This is a genomic window from Vibrio sp. L5-1, assembly GCF_021728315.1.
Taxonomy (GTDB): domain Bacteria; phylum Pseudomonadota; class Gammaproteobacteria; order Enterobacterales; family Vibrionaceae; genus Vibrio; species Vibrio splendidus_K.
Map to the genome: position 1 here is coordinate 148,559 of NZ_JAKKCQ010000004.1, position 22,257 is coordinate 170,815.

The 22,257-nt window shown below is 45.3% G+C and carries 15 protein-coding genes; 2 read left to right on the top strand and 13 right to left on the bottom strand.

The window, feature by feature from the left end; genetic code table 11:
* Nucleotides 1-41: 41 nt before the first annotated feature.
* The 12 genes from L3V35_RS16935 to L3V35_RS16990 all read right to left on the bottom strand — a co-directional run bounded on the left by L3V35_RS16935 (nucleotide 42) and on the right by L3V35_RS16990 (nucleotide 19,726).
* Nucleotides 42-2,447, bottom strand: a complete 2,406-nt coding sequence (locus L3V35_RS16935) for a N,N'-diacetylchitobiose phosphorylase (protein ID WP_237300314.1) — start codon at nucleotides 2,445-2,447, stop codon at nucleotides 42-44.
* A 128-nt stretch (nucleotides 2,448-2,575) separates the two neighbouring features.
* On the bottom strand, nucleotides 2,576-4,537 hold the full coding sequence (locus L3V35_RS16940) for a family 20 glycosylhydrolase (RefSeq protein WP_237300315.1): 1,962 nt from the start codon (nucleotides 4,535-4,537) through the stop codon (nucleotides 2,576-2,578).
* 12 nt (nucleotides 4,538-4,549) lie between these two features.
* Nucleotides 4,550-5,434, bottom strand: coding sequence for an N-acetylglucosamine kinase (locus L3V35_RS16945; protein ID WP_054547507.1), 885 nt, complete (start codon nucleotides 5,432-5,434; stop codon nucleotides 4,550-4,552).
* A complete protein-coding gene (locus L3V35_RS16950; RefSeq protein WP_237300316.1) occupies nucleotides 5,431-7,158 on the bottom strand; it encodes a glycoside hydrolase family 9 protein in 1,728 nt (575 codons plus the stop codon). The genes L3V35_RS16945 and L3V35_RS16950 overlap by 4 nt, the downstream gene beginning before the upstream one ends.
* Before the next feature lie 97 nt (nucleotides 7,159-7,255).
* Entirely contained in the window at nucleotides 7,256-8,251 is a 996-nt protein-coding gene (locus L3V35_RS16955; RefSeq protein ID WP_102487635.1) for an ABC transporter ATP-binding protein, read from the bottom strand.
* An 87-nt stretch (nucleotides 8,252-8,338) separates the two neighbouring features.
* Entirely contained in the window at nucleotides 8,339-9,322 is a 984-nt protein-coding gene (locus L3V35_RS16960; protein ID WP_004734530.1) for an ABC transporter ATP-binding protein, read from the bottom strand.
* 2 nt (nucleotides 9,323-9,324) lie between these two features.
* Nucleotides 9,325-10,350, bottom strand: a complete 1,026-nt coding sequence (locus tag L3V35_RS16965) for an ABC transporter permease (protein WP_004734531.1) — start codon at nucleotides 10,348-10,350, stop codon at nucleotides 9,325-9,327.
* 2 nt (nucleotides 10,351-10,352) lie between these two features.
* Nucleotides 10,353-11,339 carry an ABC transporter permease gene (locus L3V35_RS16970; RefSeq protein WP_065205125.1) on the bottom strand — a complete coding sequence of 329 codons (987 nt, stop codon included), beginning with the start codon at nucleotides 11,337-11,339 and terminating at the stop codon, nucleotides 10,353-10,355.
* A gap of 169 nt (nucleotides 11,340-11,508) precedes the next feature.
* Nucleotides 11,509-13,191 (bottom strand): ABC transporter substrate-binding protein, encoded by a 1,683-nt coding sequence (locus tag L3V35_RS16975; protein WP_004734533.1) that lies wholly within the window; start codon nucleotides 13,189-13,191, stop codon nucleotides 11,509-11,511.
* A gap of 710 nt (nucleotides 13,192-13,901) precedes the next feature.
* Complete coding sequence (locus L3V35_RS16980) at nucleotides 13,902-17,291, bottom strand: response regulator (RefSeq protein WP_237300318.1); 3,390 nt, start codon at nucleotides 17,289-17,291, stop codon at nucleotides 13,902-13,904.
* 216 nt (nucleotides 17,292-17,507) lie between these two features.
* The gene (rsmC, locus tag L3V35_RS16985; protein WP_054547510.1) at nucleotides 17,508-18,530 is read right to left on the bottom strand and encodes a 16S rRNA (guanine(1207)-N(2))-methyltransferase RsmC; all 1,023 of its coding nucleotides are present in this window, start codon (nucleotides 18,528-18,530) and stop codon (nucleotides 17,508-17,510) included.
* Nucleotides 18,531-18,640: 110 nt separating this feature from the next.
* Nucleotides 18,641-19,726, bottom strand: a complete 1,086-nt coding sequence (locus L3V35_RS16990; RefSeq protein WP_004734536.1) for an AI-2E family transporter — start codon at nucleotides 19,724-19,726, stop codon at nucleotides 18,641-18,643.
* A 76-nt stretch (nucleotides 19,727-19,802) separates the two neighbouring features.
* Between L3V35_RS16990 and L3V35_RS25470 the strand changes: the two genes are divergently transcribed.
* On the top strand, nucleotides 19,803-19,928 hold the full coding sequence (locus L3V35_RS25470) for a hypothetical protein (RefSeq protein WP_267136153.1): 126 nt from the start codon (nucleotides 19,803-19,805) through the stop codon (nucleotides 19,926-19,928).
* 141 nt (nucleotides 19,929-20,069) lie between these two features.
* Here L3V35_RS25470 and hemL read toward each other — a convergent pair whose 3' ends face one another.
* Nucleotides 20,070-21,365, bottom strand: coding sequence for a glutamate-1-semialdehyde 2,1-aminomutase (hemL, locus tag L3V35_RS16995; protein ID WP_004734538.1), 1,296 nt, complete (start codon nucleotides 21,363-21,365; stop codon nucleotides 20,070-20,072).
* 296 nt (nucleotides 21,366-21,661) lie between these two features.
* On the opposite strand from hemL, the gene erpA reads away from it, so the two are divergent.
* The gene (erpA, locus tag L3V35_RS17000; protein ID WP_004734539.1) at nucleotides 21,662-22,003 is read left to right on the top strand and encodes an iron-sulfur cluster insertion protein ErpA; all 342 of its coding nucleotides are present in this window, start codon (nucleotides 21,662-21,664) and stop codon (nucleotides 22,001-22,003) included.
* Nucleotides 22,004-22,257: the final 254 nt, after the last annotated feature.

Sequence of the window (22,257 nt, forward strand, 5' to 3'; positions counted from 1 at the left end):
AGTAAAGGCTTGAGATAGGAGCTGTTCATCAAATTAAGTGATTAGCCGAGTACAACGATAACTTCGTTCACGCTGCCTTCTGCTTGTACTGGGATTACGCCTTCAATCTGCTCACCGTTGATAGTGATAGAGGCAACTCCTTTACTTACCGCATTCGGGTTCTGCACTGTGATGTTGTAAGTTGCGCCACGCCATTGACGAGTTACTTCAAACTCAGGCCAATCAGTCGGGATACAAGGATCAACCGTTAACCCTTCAAAGCCAGTACGAACACCAAGAATGAAGTTGGTTACCGCAAAGTAAGCCCAACCAGAGGTGCCAGTTAACCAAGGGTGGTTTGCACGACCATGGTCTTGGTGATCTTTACCCATGATGAACTGCACGTACGAGTATGGTTCTGCGTAACGCGTTTCAATCATGTCGTTTTGGTTGTACGGGTTAAGTGCGTCGTAGAACTTCATCGCACGGTCACCACGACCTAGCTTCGCTTCTGCTACCCAAGCCCATGGGTTCGGGTGAGAGAAGATAGCGCCGTTCTCTTTAACGCCTTGGTAAACGCGAGTCACAAAGCCGATATCATCGTTTGGTGTTGCGAATGAAGGAGAGTTTAGGTGTAGGCCGTATTCAGAGAAAAGGTTCTCATCGACAGCGTCCATCGCTTTCTCGCCACGCACTTGAGATACCGCGCCAGAGAGAACCGCTAGCGTGTTTGACTCAAGGTGAACTCGACCTTCAGCTTGTTGAGCAGTGCCTATCTTGTCGCCATTTTTAGTCAGACCACGGATGTACCAGCCACCCTCGTCATCCCAAAGGTGCGTTTCACAAGCTTCGCGAACGTTCGCTGCCATTTCAGTGTATTTAGTAACGTCAGCATCGTTATTACGGAACTTAGCTAGGTCTAAGAATTCTTGTAGCGCCCAGAAGTGTAGGAATGAAACCATTGAAGACTCACCGCCACCAAGGTTCAAACAGTCATTCCAGTCTGCACGAAGGCCTTTACAGATACCGGTTTGACCAACGTATTCTGCAGAGAAATTCAGTGCGGCTTTCATGTGCTCGTAAACCGTTGCTTCGCCACCGTCTGCGTATGGAATCACTTCATCAAAGAAATCGTGTTCACCGGTTTCCATCACATATTTGATGATGGTTGGTACGATCCATAAGTGATCATCAGAACAGGTATCGTCAATGCCGTGGATCTTGTCGTCATCTGACGGTGTTGGAACAACCGTTGGTGATTTTGATGGCTCAACGTCGGCTTTCTCTGGATCGAACCAGTCAGGATCGAACAAGTGTAGACCGTAGCCCGCTTTCACTTGGCCGCGAAGCAGGTCGATAATACGTTTCTTGGTCATTTGTGGGTTGGCATGAGGTACTGAGATAGCATCTTGCGCCGTATCACGGTAACCAAGGCCAGTACGACCACCAACTTCGATGAATGAAGCAAAGCGAGACCAAACCACACAGGTTTCCGCTTGGTATAGCGTCCACGTGTTGATCATTGTGTCTAAGCCTTCGTTTGGCGACTTAACTTGGAATTTGTTGCAACGCTCGTCCCAGTGATCTTTGATACCTTGGAAAGCCGCATCTACGTTTGCTGTATCTTGGTATTTCTCACGTAGGCGTTCACCGTTGCCTTTACCGATACCGAGTACATAAGCAAAGCGAACTTCTTCACCCGGTTGAATCGTAAATTGCTTGTGCAGAGAACCACAGTGGTTGTAACAGGTTTGAGCGCTGTTAGAACACTTACCGTTTTCAACCGCAATTGGATTTGCTTCATCACGGTACATGCCTAGGAAGTTGTCACGTTGGCCATCGTAGCTGTCTGGTGAGAAAGTTGAAGCTAGGTAGTAGAAGCCTTCAAAGTCGTTAGTGTTGTAGTACAGGTCGTATTCCAGAACACCTTCTTGGTAAGACGTGCCTGCAGAGTACAGAGACATCTGATGGTTCTGGTTATCAGATTGGATGTGGCTGAAAGAGAACTCAACAAACGAGAAAGTGCTGATAGTACGTGGCTTGTCAGTGTTGTTCTTTAATACAACGTCCCAAACTTCTGCATCTTCACCTTTAGGTACGAATAGCGTCTTCGTTGCGGTAATGCCGCTGTATTCACATTTGAATTTTGAGTATGACAGGCCGTGACGAACTTCGTAGTTCGCTTCATCTAGGCTCTTTGCCACTGGCTGCCAAGAGATAGACCAGTAATCACCTGTCTCATCATCACGCAGGTAAACATAGTGTCCTGGACGGTCGAATGTGCCGTTTGGACGGAACTTAGTAACACGGTTGTATTCCGGAGAATTGTAGAACGAGTAACCGCCCGCATTGTGCGAAATTACGGTACAAAACTTTTCAGTACCTAGGTAGTTGGTCCAAGGTGCTGGTACATCAGGGCGAGTGATGACGTATTCGCGATTGTCGTTATCGAAATAGCCGTATTTCATTGTCATTTCCTTTTTAACAAACTGCATCTATGCAGCTAATTTTTAAATAGTGATGCTGAGTCTTATCTGACTGAACACCTTAATCAGGATTAAGCTGACACTCGGTGTGAGTGTGCTTTGGTTTTGTTTTATTGAGTATTCCAAGGGTTGCGATAGTCAACATTGAGTCTGTCGAGTAATGGCAGGTGACCCTTTAGGCGAGACAAGTAATCTAGCCAGTTTCGGTTGTTTTTATGTGTCCAACATCCTTCAGCTAAAGCGCTAATTCTTGGGAATACCATGTAATCCATACGCTTTTGATTGGTGACGATCTCACACCATAGAGCACACTGAATTCCGCGGATCCGCTTACGAATTGGGTCGGTGTCGGATATTTCAGCAAGCGCTTCGTAGGTATAAGCTTGTTCTAATGGGATTACGGCAGCCCAATCTACGCCCGGTTCTTCCGGTGCATAATCTTGGGCCATGTCGAGATAGGTAAATTGTGCCGGTTGCAGCACCACATCAAAGCCTTGGCGAGCGCAATTCACTGCCGCTTCTTCACTGAGCCACGAGTAGATGATGGTCTCTTTACTGACTTTGTCGCCGTGTTGCGCTTCTTCCCAGCCCACCATGCGCTTGCCAAGTTGCTTGAGTTTGTTCTCGGCATAACGGAATAGGTGACCTTGCAAGTCTTTACTGTCTTTATATTGATGCTCTTTCATCAGAGCTTGAGCAGCAGGGCTGTTGCTCCACACTCCTGGTGGCACTTCATCTGCGCCCATGTGGATCAATTCGCTAGGGAAAAGCTCTGCCACTTCTTCAATAACGGCATCTAGGAATTGGTAAGTACCCGGTAAACCTGGATTTAGCACGTTGTCGTTGTAGTGCTGAATGCTCTTGTATTGTGTGGTGTCTGCTTGCTCAACTAGCATGTCTGGCAGTGATTTGATCGCGGCGCGACAGTGTCCTGGGATATCGATTTCAGGAATAACCGTGATACTGCGCTGCTCAGCATATTCAATCACTTCACGAATCTGTTGTTGCGTGTAGAAGCCGCCATAATTGTCAGCAATGTGGGTGTATTGCGGTTCTAGTGCATGATCAGGACCACGCCAAGCGCCGATTTCAGTAAGCTGAGGTAGGCTCTTAATCTCAATTCTCCAACCTTCATCGTCAGTTAGATGCCAATGAAAAACGTTGAACTTGTAGTGCGCCAGTTGATTGATTAAGCGCTTCACTTGCTCTACCGAGTGGAAGTGACGAGCGCAGTCCAACATCATGCCTCGGTATTTGAAACGAGGCTGATCGGCGATTTTGCAACATGGCACAGAGAAGTTCTCGGCATCCAGTTGTTGTACCAATTGAATTAAGCTTGCTACAGCGTGTGTGAAGCCTGATTGGCTACCTGATTCAACCATTATTTGTTGTGCCGTGACGGTTAGCTTGTACTCGGCTTCGTCTAACGTCGGGTTGCTGCGAAATAGAATGTCGCAACTTTCGTCTTTTGAAAGTTCAGTTGAAAGCGCGTTCGAAAGAGATAGTTCAAAGGTAGAAAGCAATTCTTGTTGCAGCCAAGATACCGCCTTATCAGCAAGGTGAGATTGAACCTCAATTCTGCAGTCGTTATTTAGCGCGAATCTACTTAGCGCGAAACTACCTTGCTGAAATTCGATCTGATTCGGCTGAGGAATCAATGCCACTTCAGCTGCGCTTACTTCAGGAATTTGATTGCGTTCACGGTATGGCGAAGCCAGTACAATGGGTGATATCGCGACAGGCAGTACCGATGTTTCTCCATCATGATGTGATTGGATAAAGGCATCATTCAAGCCATCCGAATAGAAACGAAATGGTGCACTTTGAATACTGAATTCAAGGTAGTAATGGTTATTGGCCTTTAACACTGGCGAACTTGGTTTGAACGAGCAATAGCTTCCAACTTGAGTCAGTTCACCTTGCGATAAACTCTCAGGAAGGATGAATCGGTCAAAGGCAAAATGCAGTGACCAATCTTGTACGTCAAGATCACTTAAGTTATGTACCGTAAGGCCAAATCGGCAGTTATTTTTTTGTTCAGAAAGAACAGCTAAGTCGATGCGATAATTCATATAACTTCCCTGCTAAGCCTGTTGATACAAGTTGTGTTGTGGTTTCCCGGCAAACATCAATGCGCCTTCAATAGCGTCGAATTGAGGTTTAACTATCCATTGTTGTACTGGTGGTGATAGCCAGTTGAGAATACGCTCAGCGATACTTCCCATTAAGCACACCTTGTCAGCGCCTTTTCGATGAAGTGCCAAGACAAACATTTCGATATCAGCCGCGGTTTGCTTGAGCATCTCGATAGCCAGTTCATCGCCTTCGTTAGCGAGTTGAAAAATCACTGGCGAGAATTGACCGTAATCCTTTGGAATCGCGCCTTTCGACCACTCCACAATGGCATCTACATCATTATTGAAATGATTCATAACGTGTTGAGTCAGTGGAGTTTTGTTGCGAATGCCGTCTTCAGCGAGTAGAACTTGTTGAATTAAACGAAGGCCCATCACTGCGCCGCCGCCTTGGTCTGAAATTGGGAACTCACGACCGCCAACAACATGTTGCTCGCCGTCTTTTAGGTAGATTCCACAAGAACCCGTACCACCAATCATGATTGCGCCGTTTTGGCCGTTGTGAGCACCAATACAAGCTCCATAAGCGTCGGTATTTAGCGTCACGCTTGCGAAAGGCTGTGGTTGAGCCATGAAGTCGAACCATGCTGATTTTTGCTCAGCGCCAGCCAGTGCTAGGCCAACATGCATATTTGAAAAATGGTCTGAGTTGAGTTGCCCTTGTTGTGCCGCTTTTGTGATGGCATCAACAATAGAGTTCATCGCAACATCCACGCCCAGTAGGATGTTGGCACTGCCACTTTTCGCTTCACCAATCAGTTTGCCCTGGGCATCTCGAATTCGAGCTCGACAAGATGTACCGCCTCCATCAATACCTACGTAGTAAAGAGTCATGATTGTTGCTCCTTACTTTGTGCTAGGAAGTTGAATTGCGAAGCCGTTGCCAATAGGAACCAAGCGCCGTGAGGGATCCATTGTTCGCCCCAGCGCCAGTTTTGGAGCATGTCATCTTTTTGCGCTGGTGGGTTGAATGCGATGTCTTGCTCATCGTCAAAGCCCGCCGTGATGCCGTTGCAGACACCACCTTTTGCATTGAAGAAACCAAGCTGTGGTAGGTAGTCTGGGTTGTTATGACCGTGACCATCAAGCATGCACATGTGGTAAGGATTCAATCCTAAAATCCAATCAAGGCTGTTTTGTGAAAGCTGGATTAAGCGCTTTTGAAGATCGGCATCTTGAATGTGTGGTTGCACTAAATACGCCATGGTCGCAATTGAGCCAAGACGCGCGTTTTCACCTTGCCACCAGTAACCTGTCTCGTTCTGTTGAGCGACGAAGAAGGCATCACGCTTATCACCATCGACAGACTTAACGTATTGTCTTGGGTAGCCAAATGGGTTGATGACTTTGTCGGTAATGTTGATTTCGAACTGGCAAGCTTGCTCAACAGCTGTACGGGCCTGTTCTTTTAATTCAGCATTGGTTTCGTTGTCGATGTATTCGCATAGCGCAATCACAGGAAGGCCAGCTTCTGCTGCATGAAAGTATGGGCGAGAGCCATCAGAATTTGCAGACCAGAAGTACTCAAAGGAATCATCCGATTGCTGACGAGAGAGCAAGCGACTAGCCCAAGTTCTTGCTTCTGATAGATATTGAGAATCTTGTGTCACTCGGTACAACTCATTGGCAGCGAGTAGGGCACAATACTCATCGATGATGTTCTCTTCGCCATCGTTTAGGTATTGAAGGTTGTGTTCTTTAAGATGCCAATAGCCTTTCACAGCTGTATCAAGATAGGTTTGGCTAGAGTAACTACCAGAGGTTTCAAGCTCAGATGCAGCAGCCAGTGCTGCAATAGCAACGCCTGCACCTTGTCGGTAGCCCGCCTGTAAGTCCGTTGATTTATGACCCTCTTGAGTGGCATAAGCGCAGATGTCGCGCTGATTGATATCTTTGCTCCATTTGTCGAATACCGTCATATAGAAGTATCCGTCAGCGTCTTGCATACGCACTAAAAAGTCGGTACCGAACAGAGCCTCTTCCGTTAGACGAGTCATGGAGAATTTTGGGAAGTCTGGGTTATGGCTAGTCAAGCGTACGCTTTTTAGCATGTTCCAAACGACCATTGGAATTTGTTGTGGGTTGAGGTAATTGCCATAAGATAGGTGGCTAAAGTACTTGCTTACGTCACCCGATGCGTCGTACCAACCGCCATGGACATCGACGTATCTGTCAGTGCCCAGAATTTGTGCCTGTTGATCTTTCTTGTCGAAAGTACCGCCGCAACGTTGAGACTTAAAGTAATGAAGCACATCAGAAAACGTGTGGTTCATTAATAGGTTGCTACCAATCTCGAAGACTTCTGAACGCAGGTTGTCAAAGCGCACGTAGTAGCGACCAGGTTCAGCGAATAAACTGAAATCGATGGTGAAGAATTGCCCTTGATGCCAATTGGCTACGTAGCCTTGTTTAACCACATCAAAATTTCCGACAGTCATATGATTGTCTGCACAAACGAGTAAAGCCGTAGTGCTCGATAGACGAGCTTTCTTTGTTTGTAAGATAGCTTGCTTTGGGCCTGTGGATTCATAGCCAATATGGTTGGTCAATAACAGCATCAATATTCTCCGACAGTCCTAGTTTCTATTGGCTAGGTACTTGAATTTTTTGGACATAGATAGTTAGGGCCCGCAGACCCTAACTTGGTTTTATTGCTTAGCTTTCGTGTAGGTAACAACGTACAAAGTGGTTATCAGCTAACTGTGTAACCCCAGGCAGCTGTTCTTTACACTTGTCCATCGCGTGAGTACAACGGCCTGCAAATGGGCAACCTGCTGATACTGGTGTCCAAAGTGGGATCTCCCCTTTGTTACCTGCTAGTTGGTCGTGGATCGATTTCTTAGGATCTGGAACTGCCGAAACCAATAGCTGAGTGTAAGGGTGTTGAGGGTTAGCAATAACGTCATCGGTATCGCCCCATTCCACCATGTGTCCAACGTACATTACGGAAAGATCTTCAGCGATGTAACGAGCAGTTGCGATGTCGTGAGTGATATAAAGTAGAGACATTTGCTTCTCAAACTTCATCTCTTCCATTAGGTTCAAGACACCGGCTCGAATCGATACATCAAGCATTGAGGTTGGCTCATCTGCTAGAACAACTTCCGCACCTACCGCGATGTTACGTGCAAGGTTGACACGTTGACGCTGGCCACCTGAGAGTTGGTGAGGGTACTTTTCTGCCGTCGCTTGCGGTGGTACTAACCCCACTTGCTCTAGAAGATCGTATACACGTTCCTGTAACTCTCTCTTGTTGCCCGGAGATACTTTTTTGTGGATCAACAAAGGGCGAGCGATGTGGTGGAAGATGTTATGTGTTGGGTTCAGAGAACCAAACGGGTCTTGCCATACCATCTGCACGCCTTCACGGTAATGCATTAGATCTTTTCTGCTTGAGATCTCTTGGATGTCACGGCCTTTGTACTCGATCGTACCGCCTGATGGCGCATACATTTTTGCGATCATTTTTGCCGTTGTTGATTTGCCTGAGCCAGACTCACCAACCACCGCTAGGCCGCGGCTTTTGTACATTTTGAATGACACGTCGTTAATCGCACGCATCATCGGGGTTTGAATAGTGGTACTGCTTATTGGGAAGTCTTTTACGACGTTCTTACCTTCTACCAATAATTGACCGAAATCTTTGCTCATAATTGTCTCCAGAATCCTTGTTCGCTTTGCTTGCTTTTCGGCGGTCGAGCCGCCTTATTCGTTATCCACGCTGAGTGAGCGTGCAAGCTATAGCTTCCTTTGTACTATTGGGTCACCGTACAGGTGGCAGTTAGACAAGTGTCCCGGGTCGATAGAGCGCAGCTTGGTTGGCACCTTAGTACAAGCTTCATGTACACGGTCACAACGAGCTTGGAAACGACACCCTTCAGGAATCTCTAAGAGGTTCAGAGGGTTGCCCGGAATACCCGCTAGTTTTGTCTTTGGCCCTGTTAGTGGAGGGAAAGAACTACCCAGCCCCTTGGTGTAAGGGTGGTAAGGGTTTTCTAGAATATCTTGAGAGTTCGCGACCTCGATAAGCTCACCTGAGTACATGATGCCGATACGGTCAGAGAACTCGACCATCAATGACAAGTCATGGGTGATGAACAGAATTGAGAAACCAAACTCTTCTTTTAGTGCATAGATCTTTTGTAGAATTTCGCGTTGAACAACCACATCAAGCGCGGTCGTTGGCTCATCCATAATGATCAGCTTTGGATTCAATGCTAAAGCGATAGCAATAACTAAGCGTTGACGCATGCCGCCAGAGAATTGGTGAGGGTAGTCACTCAATCGGCTCGGGTGAATATCGACAATTTCAAGTAGACCTTCAGCACGTTGCTTAGCTTGTTCACGAGTCATGTTGGTGTGATGCATAATCACATCACAGAACTGTTCTTCCATTGGAAGTACAGGATTGAGTGCGTTCATTGCACTCTGGAATACCATCGACATCTCGCTCCATCGGAACGCTTGCATACGTTCGTCACTGTATTCAAGGATGTTCTCACCATTGAAGATGACTTCACCACCACTGATGTAAGCGGGCGGCTTATGAAGACGCATAAGAGAGAAAGCAACGGTTGATTTACCACAGCCAGATTCACCAGCTAAGCCGAATACTTCACCCGGAGCGATGTCAAAACTTACGTTATTACACGCGCGAACATCGCCAGACTCTGTGATGTAATCCACGCATAAGTTACGGATTGAAATTAGTGGTTCAGACATGATTATTTATCTCCGCTCCAAAGTGCATTTTGTGGTGGTAGTTCTGGTTCACGTTCTTCTTTATCTTGAGCCGCTAGTTTTTTCCAACGCTTCATGCCTTTGTGAGAACGCAGTTGCGGGTTGGCAATTTCATCGACCGCGAAGTTAAGTAGAGCGAGGCCAGTTACAAGTAGTGTCAATGCGATACAAGGAGCCAACAGTTCCCACCAAGCGCCAATCAGCATTGATGAAGAGGTTTGAACGTTGTAAAGCATGATGCCCCAGCTGATTGTGTTCGGGTCACCAAGGCCTAGGAACGAAATCGTAGCTTCCATCATGATTGCGTACATCACCGAACCGATGAAGCTCGCGCCAACGATAGAGATAAGGTTTGGAAGAATCTCTACGAAGATGATACGGAATGAAGATTCACCCAAAACTTCAGCGGCTTTTACAAACTCTTTTTCACGCAGTGCTAACGTTTGGGAACGAACAACACGCGCGCCCCAAGCCCAGGACATAAAGCCGATAACTAAGGTTATGGTGAGTGGCCCAGCCTCACCGATAAAGGCTGCAACTACGAACAGTAATGGGTATTGAGGAATAACCAGCATGATGTTCATTGCGGCTGTCAAAATGTCATCGACACGGCCGCCAAAGTAGCCCGCGGAAACACCGATAACCGTTGCTAGTAAACATACGGTAAGGCCCGCACCAAAACCTACAGCCAGAGATACACGTGCGCCGTATACCACTTGTGACCAAACGTCACGCCCCATACGAGTTGTCCCCAGTACATGGTCTGCCTTCTTAGACATGATAAGTGTGCGACGGTCGTCTGCTAGGTTTTGAGCAACCCAGCCGTCAGGGTTCGTTTGTGCAGACTTTACGACGAAGCCAGGGTACTCGTGTGGGTTACCTGTACGCTTGTCTGGTACATGTTTGGTGATCAATGGAGCCGCAATAGCACCAAGAATAAAAATACTTAGGATAATGACACCGGTTAGGGCCATCGGATTGCGCCAAATGAGTTTTAGAATATCTTTCATGATTATTTACCACCCTTACGAAGACGAGGGTCAAGAACAACGTAAAGCATGTCTGCAACTAGGTTAAAGAACAGCATGAATAGCGTCATGATAAGCAGTTGGCCTTGCAATACTTGGTAGTCACGAGCGTTAATTGCGTTGAAAAGTACGCTACCAAGACCTGGGTAGTTAAAGATGATTTCGATAATTAACTGACCGCCGATTGCCATACCTAGAGACATCGAAAGTGCTGTCACACTTGGTAGCATCGCGTTACGAGCTGCGTAATTGAATACCACTCGGTTTTCGCTAAGGCCTTTGCCTTTCGCCATGGTGATGTAGTCTTCTGCGAGTAGGTTGATCATGTTGTTACGCATGTTTACTAGGAAGCCACCAATTTGAACAACCGAAGCACATACCAGAGGTAAGAAAGCGTGGTAAGCAACGTCTTTGATGAATGTCCAACTTGTCCAGTCAGGTATCGTACCAGCGGTATAGGCGTAGCCAGTTGGGAACCATTTCAAACCAATTGCGAAGGTAAATAGCGCAAGCATGGCAATAACAACTTGAGGAACGGCTTGTAGAATAAGCATCCCTGGAGTAACAAAGGCATCGTATTTACTGCCACGTTTCCACGCTGCAAAAATACCTAGGATTGAGCCAATCGAGAAAGAAAGAATAACGGCAGTGCCTGCTAAGAATAGCGACCAACCGAATGCGCCACCTAACAGTGTATTTACTGAAAGTGGGTAGAATTGAATTGATGTACCAAGCTCCCAGCTTAGAATGTTCTTCATGTATGCGCCGTATTGAACCAGTAAGCCGCCATCAACGAAGCCTAATAGTTCTTTCATTGCCGCAATACGCTCAGGAGTAACTTGAACAGAAGCGTTCGCAAACATCATGGTAACTGGGTCACCAGGCATTGCTCTTGGAATAATAAAGTTTAACGTCGCTGCAACTAATAGCGCGACAAAATAAAATGACAAACGTCTTAAAAAATAACCCATAACTCACACCTTACTCACCCAGATTGTTTCCCTGTTTCTGGATTCAGGTCGCTCCTAGCGAAATTTGGAACGAAAAATCCCCTGACGACTAGCGCCATACTTTCAATTGATAGTGTGGGGATTTTTATAAGCGGCGTAAGAAGTTACGCCGCAAAGATTGAACGATTACTTATTTAACTGGTTTTAGGTCCAGTACATGAAGTAGACGCTCTGGAATACCAGCCCAAATGTTTGGACGGCCTTTTGGATTTTCTTCGTTCCACCAACCAGTGAAGCGAGTCGTGTTGTATTGGTACATGTAAGCACCAGACATCACTGGGATTGTCACTTGGTCTGCAGCGATGATTTGCTGGATACCGTGTGCAATATCTAGCTGCTCGTTCTTGTCAGCTGTTTTGTAGAAGCTGTTTAGAAGACCATCTAGCTTGTCGTTTTGGTAGAAGTGCATCGCGAAACGAGGCATACCATCACCAGATTGAAGTGATGAGTTGTAAGCACTGTTCCAGTACGTGTATGGATCCGCACCGTGGAAGTAGTTTGTGTATGCTACGTCGTATGTACCTTCAAGCATTGCTTGGTTGTAAACAGAGAAGTCAGGTGTACGAGCTTTCGCTTTAATACCGATTTCGTTTAGCTGTTCTACCGCTAGTTGAACTGTGTTGTTGAAGTCAGTCCAGCCGTTTGGCGATTGAATCATTAGTTCGAAAGACTTGCCTGATGGAGTATCAACAAAACCATCTTTGTTTACATCTTTGAAGCCAGCGTCAGCAAGAAGCTTCTTCGCGCCTTCAGCGTTGTAAGTGTTGAAGCCCTTGTACTTGTCGTGAGTTTTTTCATCAGACCAAGCTTCAAATGCGTAGCCAAGACCCGATGCGAAATCGTTCACAGTACCGCCACCGTAGAATGCGATATCGATGATAGTTTGACGGTCAAGAGCCATAGAGAAAGCACGACGGAATTCAACGTTGCTCAATGCTTCATGCTTCGCAGCATCAGGGTGCTTGAAGTTAACGATGAATGCCTGTGTACCTGCTGGCGGGTACCAGTAGTGGTGTTTAGGGCTAGCTGCAGCGTATGTACGATCGATATCTGGAACGAAAGAAGAAGTCCAGTCCATTTCACTGTTTACAACTTTACCTAGGAACTGGTCGTTGTTCGCAATTTGTGGAACACGTAGACAGTCAACATCTAGGTTGTCTGCATCCCAGTAGTTCGGGTTAGCACACTGGATGTATAGCTGAGCTGTAAACGTATCGATTTCTGTAAACGGACCAGAACCTACTGGGTTCTCATTGGTAAACGTTGATGGATCTTTCACGTCTTTCCAGATGTGCTTAGGTACTACTGGTACTTTAGCAATCTCGTAAGGTACGTTCGAGTTAGCTTCTGTTAGGCTGAACTTAACTTGGTAGTCGTTCAGTTTTTCTACAGAAGTTACCCAAGAGTTGATGCCAGATTGGTCAAGCTCTGGTTTCTCTTTTACAAGGTTGAAAGAAAAAACAACATCATCAGCAGAGAAAGTTTCTCCGTCAGACCATTTAACACCCTTACGAATGTCGAAAACTACGCTCATCAGATCATCTGACATTGTGAAGTTTTCAGCTAGACGGAACACTGGAGTGTTACCGTGCATTTCGTTAAATACTACTAGCGGCTCATAAAGGAAGTCGGTTGTAGTATGTAGGTTGGTAGCACCAAGGTACGGGTTAAAGTTACGTACGAATGTAGTGTACTCTTTCGGGTGAATAGTCAACTCACTGCGTTCTGCAGCTGTTGCTACTGATGCAAAACCTGTTGTAGCAGTTGCAATAATTGCTGTTGCTATTGCTGTTTTTTTTATATTGGCAAGCATAGCTGTTCCTTACTATTTGCTTTCATTTCACTAATGGATTGAATGTTATCTGTCGCTAAATTGTTTAGTAGATACACACTCTAGTTAAAGGCCTACCTCTTCTTCATTGCTCCAGATTCATCGTTGATTCTGAGAAGTGGTAAGAGTGGCCTGTAGGCCTTTGGCAGGAGTAAGAAAACACCTTATCGATGAATTAATCAAACTCGTTTCCCGTCAAAAACGTTAAAAAGACACAATCCCACGTCATTAACGTCAAAATGGGGTGCTTTGATGGTTTTTTGTGCGTAATTGTTAAGGTGATGTGACTCGCATTTGGTTTTGCTGTGTCGGTTAATTGTAAGTGGTCACTAACTGTATAGGCTTTTTATTATAAAGTCTTAGTCTGGAATGGTGTAATTGTAGATCTTGGTCACTTGCCGATTTTACGTTAAATTTCCCTAGAAAATTAAATCTGCCGTTCTGTTGTGACTCGCTTCTCAAACTGCAACAAAGAGTCAGAGGAATGTGAAATTCAGCCAAGAAAAAGCTTCCAAAGAGTGATTGAACTGATGATTGTTTAAGCTTGAGTAACGTGTCACTTTGCTTGTTTAATACAGTGAAATAAGTGTATCTGAATAGACGTTATTGTGCTTTGTTCGTGAATGATACTCATAAAAAAGCCCACGCTAGGTGGGCTCCATTATTTACAGTATCGTGATATTACTTCAGGGTTAGCTGGTCAGTAGTTTCTGCAGTTTATCTCTTAGCATCTCGATATGAGTTCTTTCTGGTGTTTGTTCTTTACAGTGCTCAAGAATGAATTCGATAGAGCTCAGTACCGTTCGCCAGCGAGGTGTTTTCGGTAGAGTTTCTACGCGTAGGTATTTGTCTAGCGTTCTAGTTTGTAGGGTACTACGGTCTAAGTAGACTCGCCACAAGCCACTCTTTTCTGCAAAAGCAAACTTAGTCTCCCCTGTAACCGACTCCCAGTAGATAATGGCATTGGTCATGACATCGACTAGTACTTCACGCATCAGCTCTTGTTTGTTTTTACCTTCACCGGTTGCCTTATCAGCAAGGCGAGTAAATTCACCGCCAAGCTCCTTCAGTTGTTGAAGCTTATCTTTGTCACCTTCAAAGGCGTAGCTTGAAAGTGCCTCAACCGCTGTTTCAAGGTTATTGACTCGGTTTGAGTTAACGCCACCACCGACATTGAAGATATACATGGTGTCGAGCCCTGAGCCTTCAGGTAGCTTAAGGATGTCACTTGGAATGCGCTGACGTGTGTCGTCTATATATATATCAATATCACCACAGTAGTGAGCTTGTTCCACCTTCAGGTATTTAGGCGCGATGATCTCGTCGGCCATTGAGCGCTTGAGTTGTTCTTGCCCACGTCTAAACAGCTTAGCAGCCGCTTCGTTGGCGAAGCGAATACGTTGGTCATCACGAATACAGATGATGGCTTCAGGGGCTGACTCCAACTGCTCCAACAAGCGACCTTGAGTTTCTAGTAGGTTAGCTTCAACCATGGCCCTGTGTTTAAGTTCTAGTTGCAGCTGATCATTCTCAAGACGTCTTTGCTCAGCTTTGCTTGCTGATAGGTGCGCAGTAATTCGAGCCGCCAGTTCTTGTTTGTTGAAAGGCTTGGATAAATAGTCATTGGCACCCGCTTCGAAACCGCGAACCCGGTCTTCTGCTTGATTAAGAGCTGTGAGCATGATGATTGGCAATTGTGCATGGTCATACTGTTTACGTAGCGCCTCACACACTTGATAGCCACTCATACCTGGCATCATAATGTCGAGCAGAAGTAATTCTGGTTTCTCTTTCTCAATCAGTTCAATCGTTTCTGGGCCGTCACATGCGGTGCGAACTCGATAACCTTCCAATTTCAAGAAGCTGTCTAGCACGCGTAAGTTTACCGGCTCATCATCAGCAATTACTAACAGCGGGCCATTCGGGTCTTCACTGATAGCGCTATTTTCTTGCTGAGTGTTATCAATCAAATCAGGCGCTTGGAAGTGTGAGTAGCTCCCTGATTCATTGTAACTATCCAATTCGTCTTGAGTAGCTAAAGGTAATGTAAAGCTGAATGTAGTGCCAAGCATAGGTTGGCTACTTACGTACAGTGAGCCACCCATTAGCTCAATCAGCTGACGACTAATGGACAATCCAAGTCCAGCACCTTGGCGATAGTTACTTGAGTCTTGTCCTGCTTGAATCAGTGGTTCAAAGATGTGTTCTAGGTACTCTGCTGGGATACCTTGGCCGGTATCGACAACTTGAACTCGAATATTGTCGTCGATAACACTCGCTGAGATAACAATCTTACCTTCGGATGTGTACTTGATAGCATTGCCGACCAAGTTATACATTACTTGTTCAAGGCGTTGTGGATCAGATGAGACTAAACCTAAGTCACTTGGCACTTGGTTAATAATACGGATCGGTTTGTTGCCTAACAGGTGATGAGATAACTCAAGCACTAAGCTGGTGGCAGCAGATAAATCAACAGCAGACTTCTTAATATCCAAGCTGCCATAGCGCATCTTGTGATAATCAAGCAGGTCATCAACCAGTGTCGCCAACCTCTGACCACTATTGATGATGATATCCAATTGGTACTTCTGGTTGGCAGGAATAGGGCCGTTAGCACCAGATATTAGCGCTTCAGCGATACCAACCATGCCATGCAATGGCGTTCTCAATTCATGTGAGGTGGTGGCTAAGAATTCATCTTTAAGTTTGTTCGCCAGTTGTAACTCTTCGTTTTGCTTTTGAATGGTCTTAAGGTTGTCCTCAAGCTCACCGTTTTGGCTCTTGATGAGTTGCATTTTTTCACGGATCGATCGCTGCATTCTTTCGAAGCTAACCGCGAGTCGACCTATCTCATCTTTGCGTTCGGTATTGATCATGGTTTCATCAAGATCACCAGCAGAGACTTTCTCGGCAGCCCATGTGAGCTTGAGGAGAGGGGAAGTGATGAAATTGGACAGATAATGCGATGCGACAAACACAAGAATGATCGCCGTTAGCATCACGATCACGAAGATCTTCTCTAACTGATGAATACGGGCAAACGCCTCTTTTTCTGGCAGCTCTACGACAAGAGCCCATGTTGCGTATTTCAGCTCAATTGGGGTATATGCTGCGATGATCGCTTGATCTTGAGTGTTGTTGAACGTACCTACGGCCGTTTCGCCAGCCAATGCTTTGTCGACAACGTCTAAGCTTAAATTAATCGACTCTTGCGAATGGGCGAGGCTGCGTGGCAGGTGATCATCACCCACAAGCAGTGTTTGAATATTTGAACTCTTGTTGAGATCCGCGATCAGCTTAGTAATCCCATTGATTGGCAGCCTAAACATGGCGTAACTGTGCAGGTAGCCTTGTTGAACAATAGGCGCACCTAACCAAGCCGTCTGCTTACCGTTCTCATCTTTAAAGTCAGAAACGATAACCGGTGTATAGTCCTCGTTGGATTTACGTTTGTCTTTTACGTCTTTTGCTAAGCGTTGAAAGGTAACGCCTAGGTTTGAATCTTTGTACTTACCTGTTAGCAAGTTAGTGCCGTAATCATCACGCTTAAAGATTGAGTAAGCGACGTTACCGTTAATGTCGACTAATAGAATGTCATCAAAGTCTGAACGCTTAAGCAATTCTTGATATGAGTTATGGTAGCGCTTGTGAAGCAGTCGATAACGTTCGCTGCCAATAAAGCTACTAGATTCTGGAAGAATCGACGTCTTGATTTGATCGCCAGAGCCTTGAATGTAACGCTGCTGCGCATTACTGCGTGCTTCGTCAATATCTAACCCTAAGCGTTGGAATGCATTGATTAAACCATAGAATCGCCCGCCACTGGCATTGGCAAGTTCTGAGCGAACAAAGCCCATGACTTGGGACTCTTGAGCTTGTAGGTAATCGACAATTTGCTGTTGCTTAGTATCACGGACCGAAACAAGGTGCGAAGTACTTTGTTCCTGAAGATCCTGACTGTGCGACTGGAGGAAAAATATCGCGATAAGTGTCACTGGGGTAATACTGAGGACAAGAAATGCCAGCATTAGGGTATTTTGAAGGCGCTTAAACTTCTGCTTACGATAGAATCTAAACATAAATTGGGTACTACTTTCCTTTGATGTACTGCTAAAAGGGGTGAAAACAAGTACAGAGAATAGAATTAACGGGTTCCAATTTAACGAAATTAACGAGTTTTTTTACTTTGACAAGTAAGTGGTATTTAAAGCGTGTGCAAAAGCTCATTTTTATAGAGTTTTGACAAAAATATGAACAGACAGCGCAGATAATGACCCTGCGCTGTGCTAGATAGGCTATTTGTTTGCGTGATAGATCGCGAATTTAGTGGTCTTATTTAGAGTCGCGCATTTTCCAAACGCTTGTTCAATAATTGGAACGTATTTTAAGAAACTGTTCGCAACAATAATCATCTCGCCAGAACGCTTCAAATGCTTAGGAGCCTGAGCAAGTAAGGTCTCAGTCGCGCTGTAGCTTGTATCCAAACCAGAATGGAATGGTGGATTACTGATGATGAATTGGTAGTCTTTTGACGTATCAGAATAGACATCTGAAGCAAACACATGACCTGTCAAACCATTCGCTTGCAAGGTGGCTTGACTCGATGCTACTGCGAAAGCGCTAATATCACACATTTCCAGCTCGATATCAGGGTTGCGAGATGCCATTACCGCGCCTAATACACCTGCACCACAACCGAAATCCAGTACCTTACCTTTCAGCTTTGGCAGAGTATCAAGTAGCAGTTGGCTACCTACATCAAATTGGCCGTGACTAAACACACCTGGAAGGCTTTTTACAGTCAGTGACTGTTCATCAATGTTAACCGTATAGGTTTTAAACCAGTCTTGCAGATTGAAGGCTTGTGGTTGCTCGAAGCATTGACCCCAGTAGAAAGAGCAACGACGTGCCGAATCGTATTTCACGACTTTACCGTAAGGAGCGAACATCTTCTCGATACTTTTAACACCAGAACGATTCTCGCCAACTACGACAATCTCGGTATCTTTACCTAGCTTGGCAAATAACATCGCCAACAGAAATTCCGCTTCCGCTTTAGCCTTTGGCCAGTACAGCATTACTAAGTCGGCTTTGGTTTCTTCGGTAAACTCCGCACCATAAAAACGTTGGATGGTGTTGCAGCCTTCTAATTGACGGTAGTAGCTGTAATTAGAGGTAAATACGGTGACTGATTCACAATGTTTCGCTAATTCAACAGGGAATAAGTCTTCTGCCTCACCTGCAACTAAAACATGTTTGCCTTCAAAGTAGGCGAGTTGGCGTTGAGCAATCTGGCTTGGGGCAATATAAGCTGACATAGGACACTCTATTGAATCGTTAGCAAAAAATGAGGGCGGATTTTCGCATAATCCGCCCAAAGCTTGAAGTGTTTAATACGTGTTCGCCAATCAAGTTGACGTCAAGTTCGTTAACTCTTGTCTTGCTGGTTCAAAAAGTCTTTAAACTCTTCATCGTAAATATTGAAAAGGACAATGGTAATCGCAAAGATCAGTGGGCCGTAAATAAGACCAATTAGGCCAAACAATTGAATACCACCTAACAGTGAGAAGAAGATCATCAAGGTATTCATGCCTGCACTGCCTTGCATCAGCAGCGGACGAAGCAGGTTATCAATCGAACCAACAATCGCTACACAGTAAACAGTTAGGAAAATAGCCCACGTTGTATCGCCTGTTAGGAACAAGTAGGTCGCCGCAGGGATCCAGATTAGAGCGGTCCCCACAACTGGGATGAAAGAGGCAAAGCCCATCATGGTGCCCCAGAATAGGCCTGGGAAACCGGCAATCCACATACCTAAACCGCCCGCAAAACCTTGTGCTATTGCGGTTAAGAATGAACCCATTACAGCTGATTTCGATACTTGCTCAATCTCTGTTAGAAGCTTGTCTTCTTGACTACGAGATAGTGGCAGAATATGGCGAACCACACTGATGATTTTGTCGTGATCTCTTAATAAGAAGAACAGAACAAACAGCATCAAGAAGAAATCCATCAAGAAATTGGTCGCATCACCAAGGATTTTTGCACTGATACCAACCAGTTTTGAGCCAAAGCTGGTCGCAAATTCACCGACTTTCTGTGCGATGGCTTGAGGCTCAATGTTGTCGAAAGGCAAGTAGTTATTCACAAATGACAGCGCTTTGACCACTAATGGGTGTGCAAAAAGAGTCTGAATACCGCCGTGGGTCACCCATTGGTAGGTGTTCTGAGAGAATAGAGAACCTTGCTGAACAATTGCTGCGAATACTGCCAATAAAGGGATAACAATAATGAAAGTCAGAATCACACAAGACAGCAGAGAGACGATATTTTCTTTATTCGGGAGTTTTTTTTCAAGCCACTCATGGATTGGGAACATCAATAGTGAAATGATAAAGGCCATCACGATTGAGTTGACGTACGGCTCTATAAGCAAGTAACAAGCATAAGCCGCCGCAAGTAGGGCGATGATGATCACCCAGTGGCTGGTATTGATTTTGAGTTTTTCTGACACGTTAATGGTCTCTATATTTGCGTTCTGAGTTTATAATGGCTGCAAAACAGAGAGTTAGCAATGAGGAGTTTTGATAATGGGATGCTGTAATAAAGATAAGAAATGCCAAGATGAAGAACAGCAAGCAAAAAAAGAGATCCCTTGGTTCAGAATGTTCCTTGGCACCTTGATGTTGTTGGTTTTTCTTTTCTGGGAACGTTAGTCGCTTTTGGTTTAGCTTTAGCCTTAATCGACGGCCAAATAAGCTGTCATATTTGTGGCTAATGAACGCGATGTATAAAAAAGGGCTGCATCTAATGCAGCCCTAAATTCAATCGGTTAGCGACTTATAAAGTGCTTTCGATTATTTGCTTTCAGCAGCAATGATCGCAAGAGAGCGGTCAGCAGCTTCTAGTGTTGCATCCAGTTCTTTTGAACCATGAGCAAGAGAAGTAAAGCTTGCTTCGAATGCTGAAGGTGCAAGGTAAACACCGTGATCTAGCATTAGGTGGAAGAAGCGCTTGAAGCGTTCTACATCACACTTAGTTACATCTTCGTAGCACGTCACAGTTTCTTGGTCAGTGAAGAAGAAACCAAACATACCGCCAACTTGATGAACTAGCATCGGGATGCCGTGCTTGTCAGCAAGTTGCTTGAAGCCTTTTGCCAACTGCTTGGTTTTTGAAGCTAGACGCTTTTCGTTGCCTTCTTCTCTTAGAAGGTTCAAACAAGCGTAGCCAGCTGCCATAGCAACAGGGTTACCTGAAAGCGTACCCGCTTGGTAAACAGGGCCTGTTGGTGCGATGTATTGCATCACGTCTTTACGACCACCGAAAGCACCCACTGGCATGCCGCCGCCGATCACTTTACCAAGACACGTTAGGTCTGGCTTGATGTTGTAGTAAGCCTGAGCACAACCTTCAGCAACGCGGAAACCTGTCATTACTTCATCAAAGATTAGCAACGCACCTTCTTGGTCACAGATTTCACGTAGACCTTCGTGAAAGCCTTCGACTGGAGGGATGCAGTTCATGTTACCCGCTACAGGCTCAACGATGATACAAGCGATCTCGCCTTTGTTTGCTGCGAAGATTTCACGTACTGAATCTAGATTGTTGAAGGTTGCTGTTAGCGTTAGTTTCGCAAAATCAGCTGGTACGCCAGGAGAGCTTGGTTGACCTAAAGTCAGTGCACCAGAACCTGCTTTTACCAGTAGGCTGTCTGCGTGACCGTGGTAACAGCCTTCAAACTTAAGAATTTTGTCACGACCAGTAAAGCCACGAGCAAGACGAATCGCACTCATTGTTGCTTCTGTACCTGAGCTCACCATACGTAGCTGTTCCATTGATGGAACCATCTCAGAGACAAGTTCAGCCATTTTGATTTCAGTTTCGGTTGGAGCACCGAAGCTAAGGCCGCGTTGCGCTGCATCAATGACAGCTTCACGGATAACTGCGTGGTTGTGACCAAGGATCATTGGGCCCCAAGAACCAACGTAATCGATATATGCTTTCCCATCAGCATCAAAAAGAAGTGGGCCGTCAGCTCTATCAACGAAGATTGGAGAACCACCTACACCGTTAAAAGCGCGCACTGGAGAGTTAACGCCACCTGGAATAGTTTGCTGTGCCTTTTGATACAGTTCTGCTGATTTGGTCATTGATATATCCTCTTTTGACTGTCGGACCAATTGGCACGCATTGTACCTATCCAGAATCCAACTAGGAATGCTTTCGCCGATATAATCCCCCGAATCTGGTTGTTTTGTGTGGTTACACGTTTTAATTGTCAGATATGGGCGAGTTTACGGCAGTAAAAGGAACGATCCTGTGGTGAATACTTGAACGTTTCAGTCAGGTATTAGATAATCACTAGAATATAAGAAAATACTCAACAACTATGGTCTCGAATTAGATTTGTATCATGTTGTTTTTGACACAGGTAAGAGAGGTTGTCGTGAGCGAAGTAAATATCCCATTGTCTTTTTCTGATGCAGCAGCTACACGCGTACAAACGCTAATTGCTGAAGAAGAAAACCCAGAACTAAAACTGCGTGTATACATTACAGGTGGTGGTTGTAGTGGTTTCCAATACGGCTTCACATTTGATGAAAAAGTAAATGATGGCGACACTACTATTGTAAACAGCGGTGTTACGCTGGTTGTTGACCCAATGAGCCTACAGTACTTAATGGGCGGCATGGTTGATTACACTGAAGGCCTAGAAGGCGCACGTTTCTTTGTGAACAACCCGAACGCGACAACAACATGTGGCTGTGGTGCATCATTTAGCGTCTAACGTGAACTGAAAGGTAGCTTGAACTGAGAGCTACATTAGAAATATTTTAAACGCTGAGCTCATGCTCGGCGTTTTTGTTTTTAAGAAATACATCATATAAAACAGACAGTAATTCGACCTATTCTAGCTATACACATTAAGAGGTATTTAGAGTGGGAATGTGTAATCTTTATTTCATCTACCTGACTTATAGTAAACGCCATATTTTTTAAACTGTCGATAGAGTCCAACTTCGTTGGGTGTGGGTCTGTTAA

Coding starts and splice junctions, on each gene's coding strand:
- L3V35_RS16935 (WP_237300314.1), bottom strand. CDS start 2,447: ATGAAATACGGCTATTTCGATAACGACAATCGCGAATACGTCATCACT.
- L3V35_RS16965 (WP_004734531.1), bottom strand. CDS start 10,350: ATGAAAGATATTCTAAAACTCATTTGGCGCAATCCGATGGCCCTAACC.
- L3V35_RS25470 (WP_267136153.1), top strand. CDS start 19,803: ATGGGATGCTGTAATAAAGATAAGAAATGCCAAGATGAAGAACAGCAA.
- rsmC (WP_054547510.1), bottom strand. CDS start 18,530: ATGTCAGCTTATATTGCCCCAAGCCAGATTGCTCAACGCCAACTCGCC.
- L3V35_RS16940 (WP_237300315.1), bottom strand. CDS start 4,537: ATGAATTATCGCATCGACTTAGCTGTTCTTTCTGAACAAAAAAATAAC.
- L3V35_RS16950 (WP_237300316.1), bottom strand. CDS start 7,158: ATGCTGTTATTGACCAACCATATTGGCTATGAATCCACAGGCCCAAAG.
- L3V35_RS16960 (WP_004734530.1), bottom strand. CDS start 9,322: ATGTCTGAACCACTAATTTCAATCCGTAACTTATGCGTGGATTACATC.
- L3V35_RS16970 (WP_065205125.1), bottom strand. CDS start 11,339: ATGGGTTATTTTTTAAGACGTTTGTCATTTTATTTTGTCGCGCTATTA.
- L3V35_RS16945 (WP_054547507.1), bottom strand. CDS start 5,434: ATGACTCTTTACTACGTAGGTATTGATGGAGGCGGTACATCTTGTCGA.
- hemL (WP_004734538.1), bottom strand. CDS start 21,365: ATGACCAAATCAGCAGAACTGTATCAAAAGGCACAGCAAACTATTCCA.
- L3V35_RS16980 (WP_237300318.1), bottom strand. CDS start 17,291: ATGTTTAGATTCTATCGTAAGCAGAAGTTTAAGCGCCTTCAAAATACC.
- L3V35_RS16975 (WP_004734533.1), bottom strand. CDS start 13,191: ATGCTTGCCAATATAAAAAAAACAGCAATAGCAACAGCAATTATTGCA.
- L3V35_RS16955 (WP_102487635.1), bottom strand. CDS start 8,251: ATGAGCAAAGATTTCGGTCAATTATTGGTAGAAGGTAAGAACGTCGTA.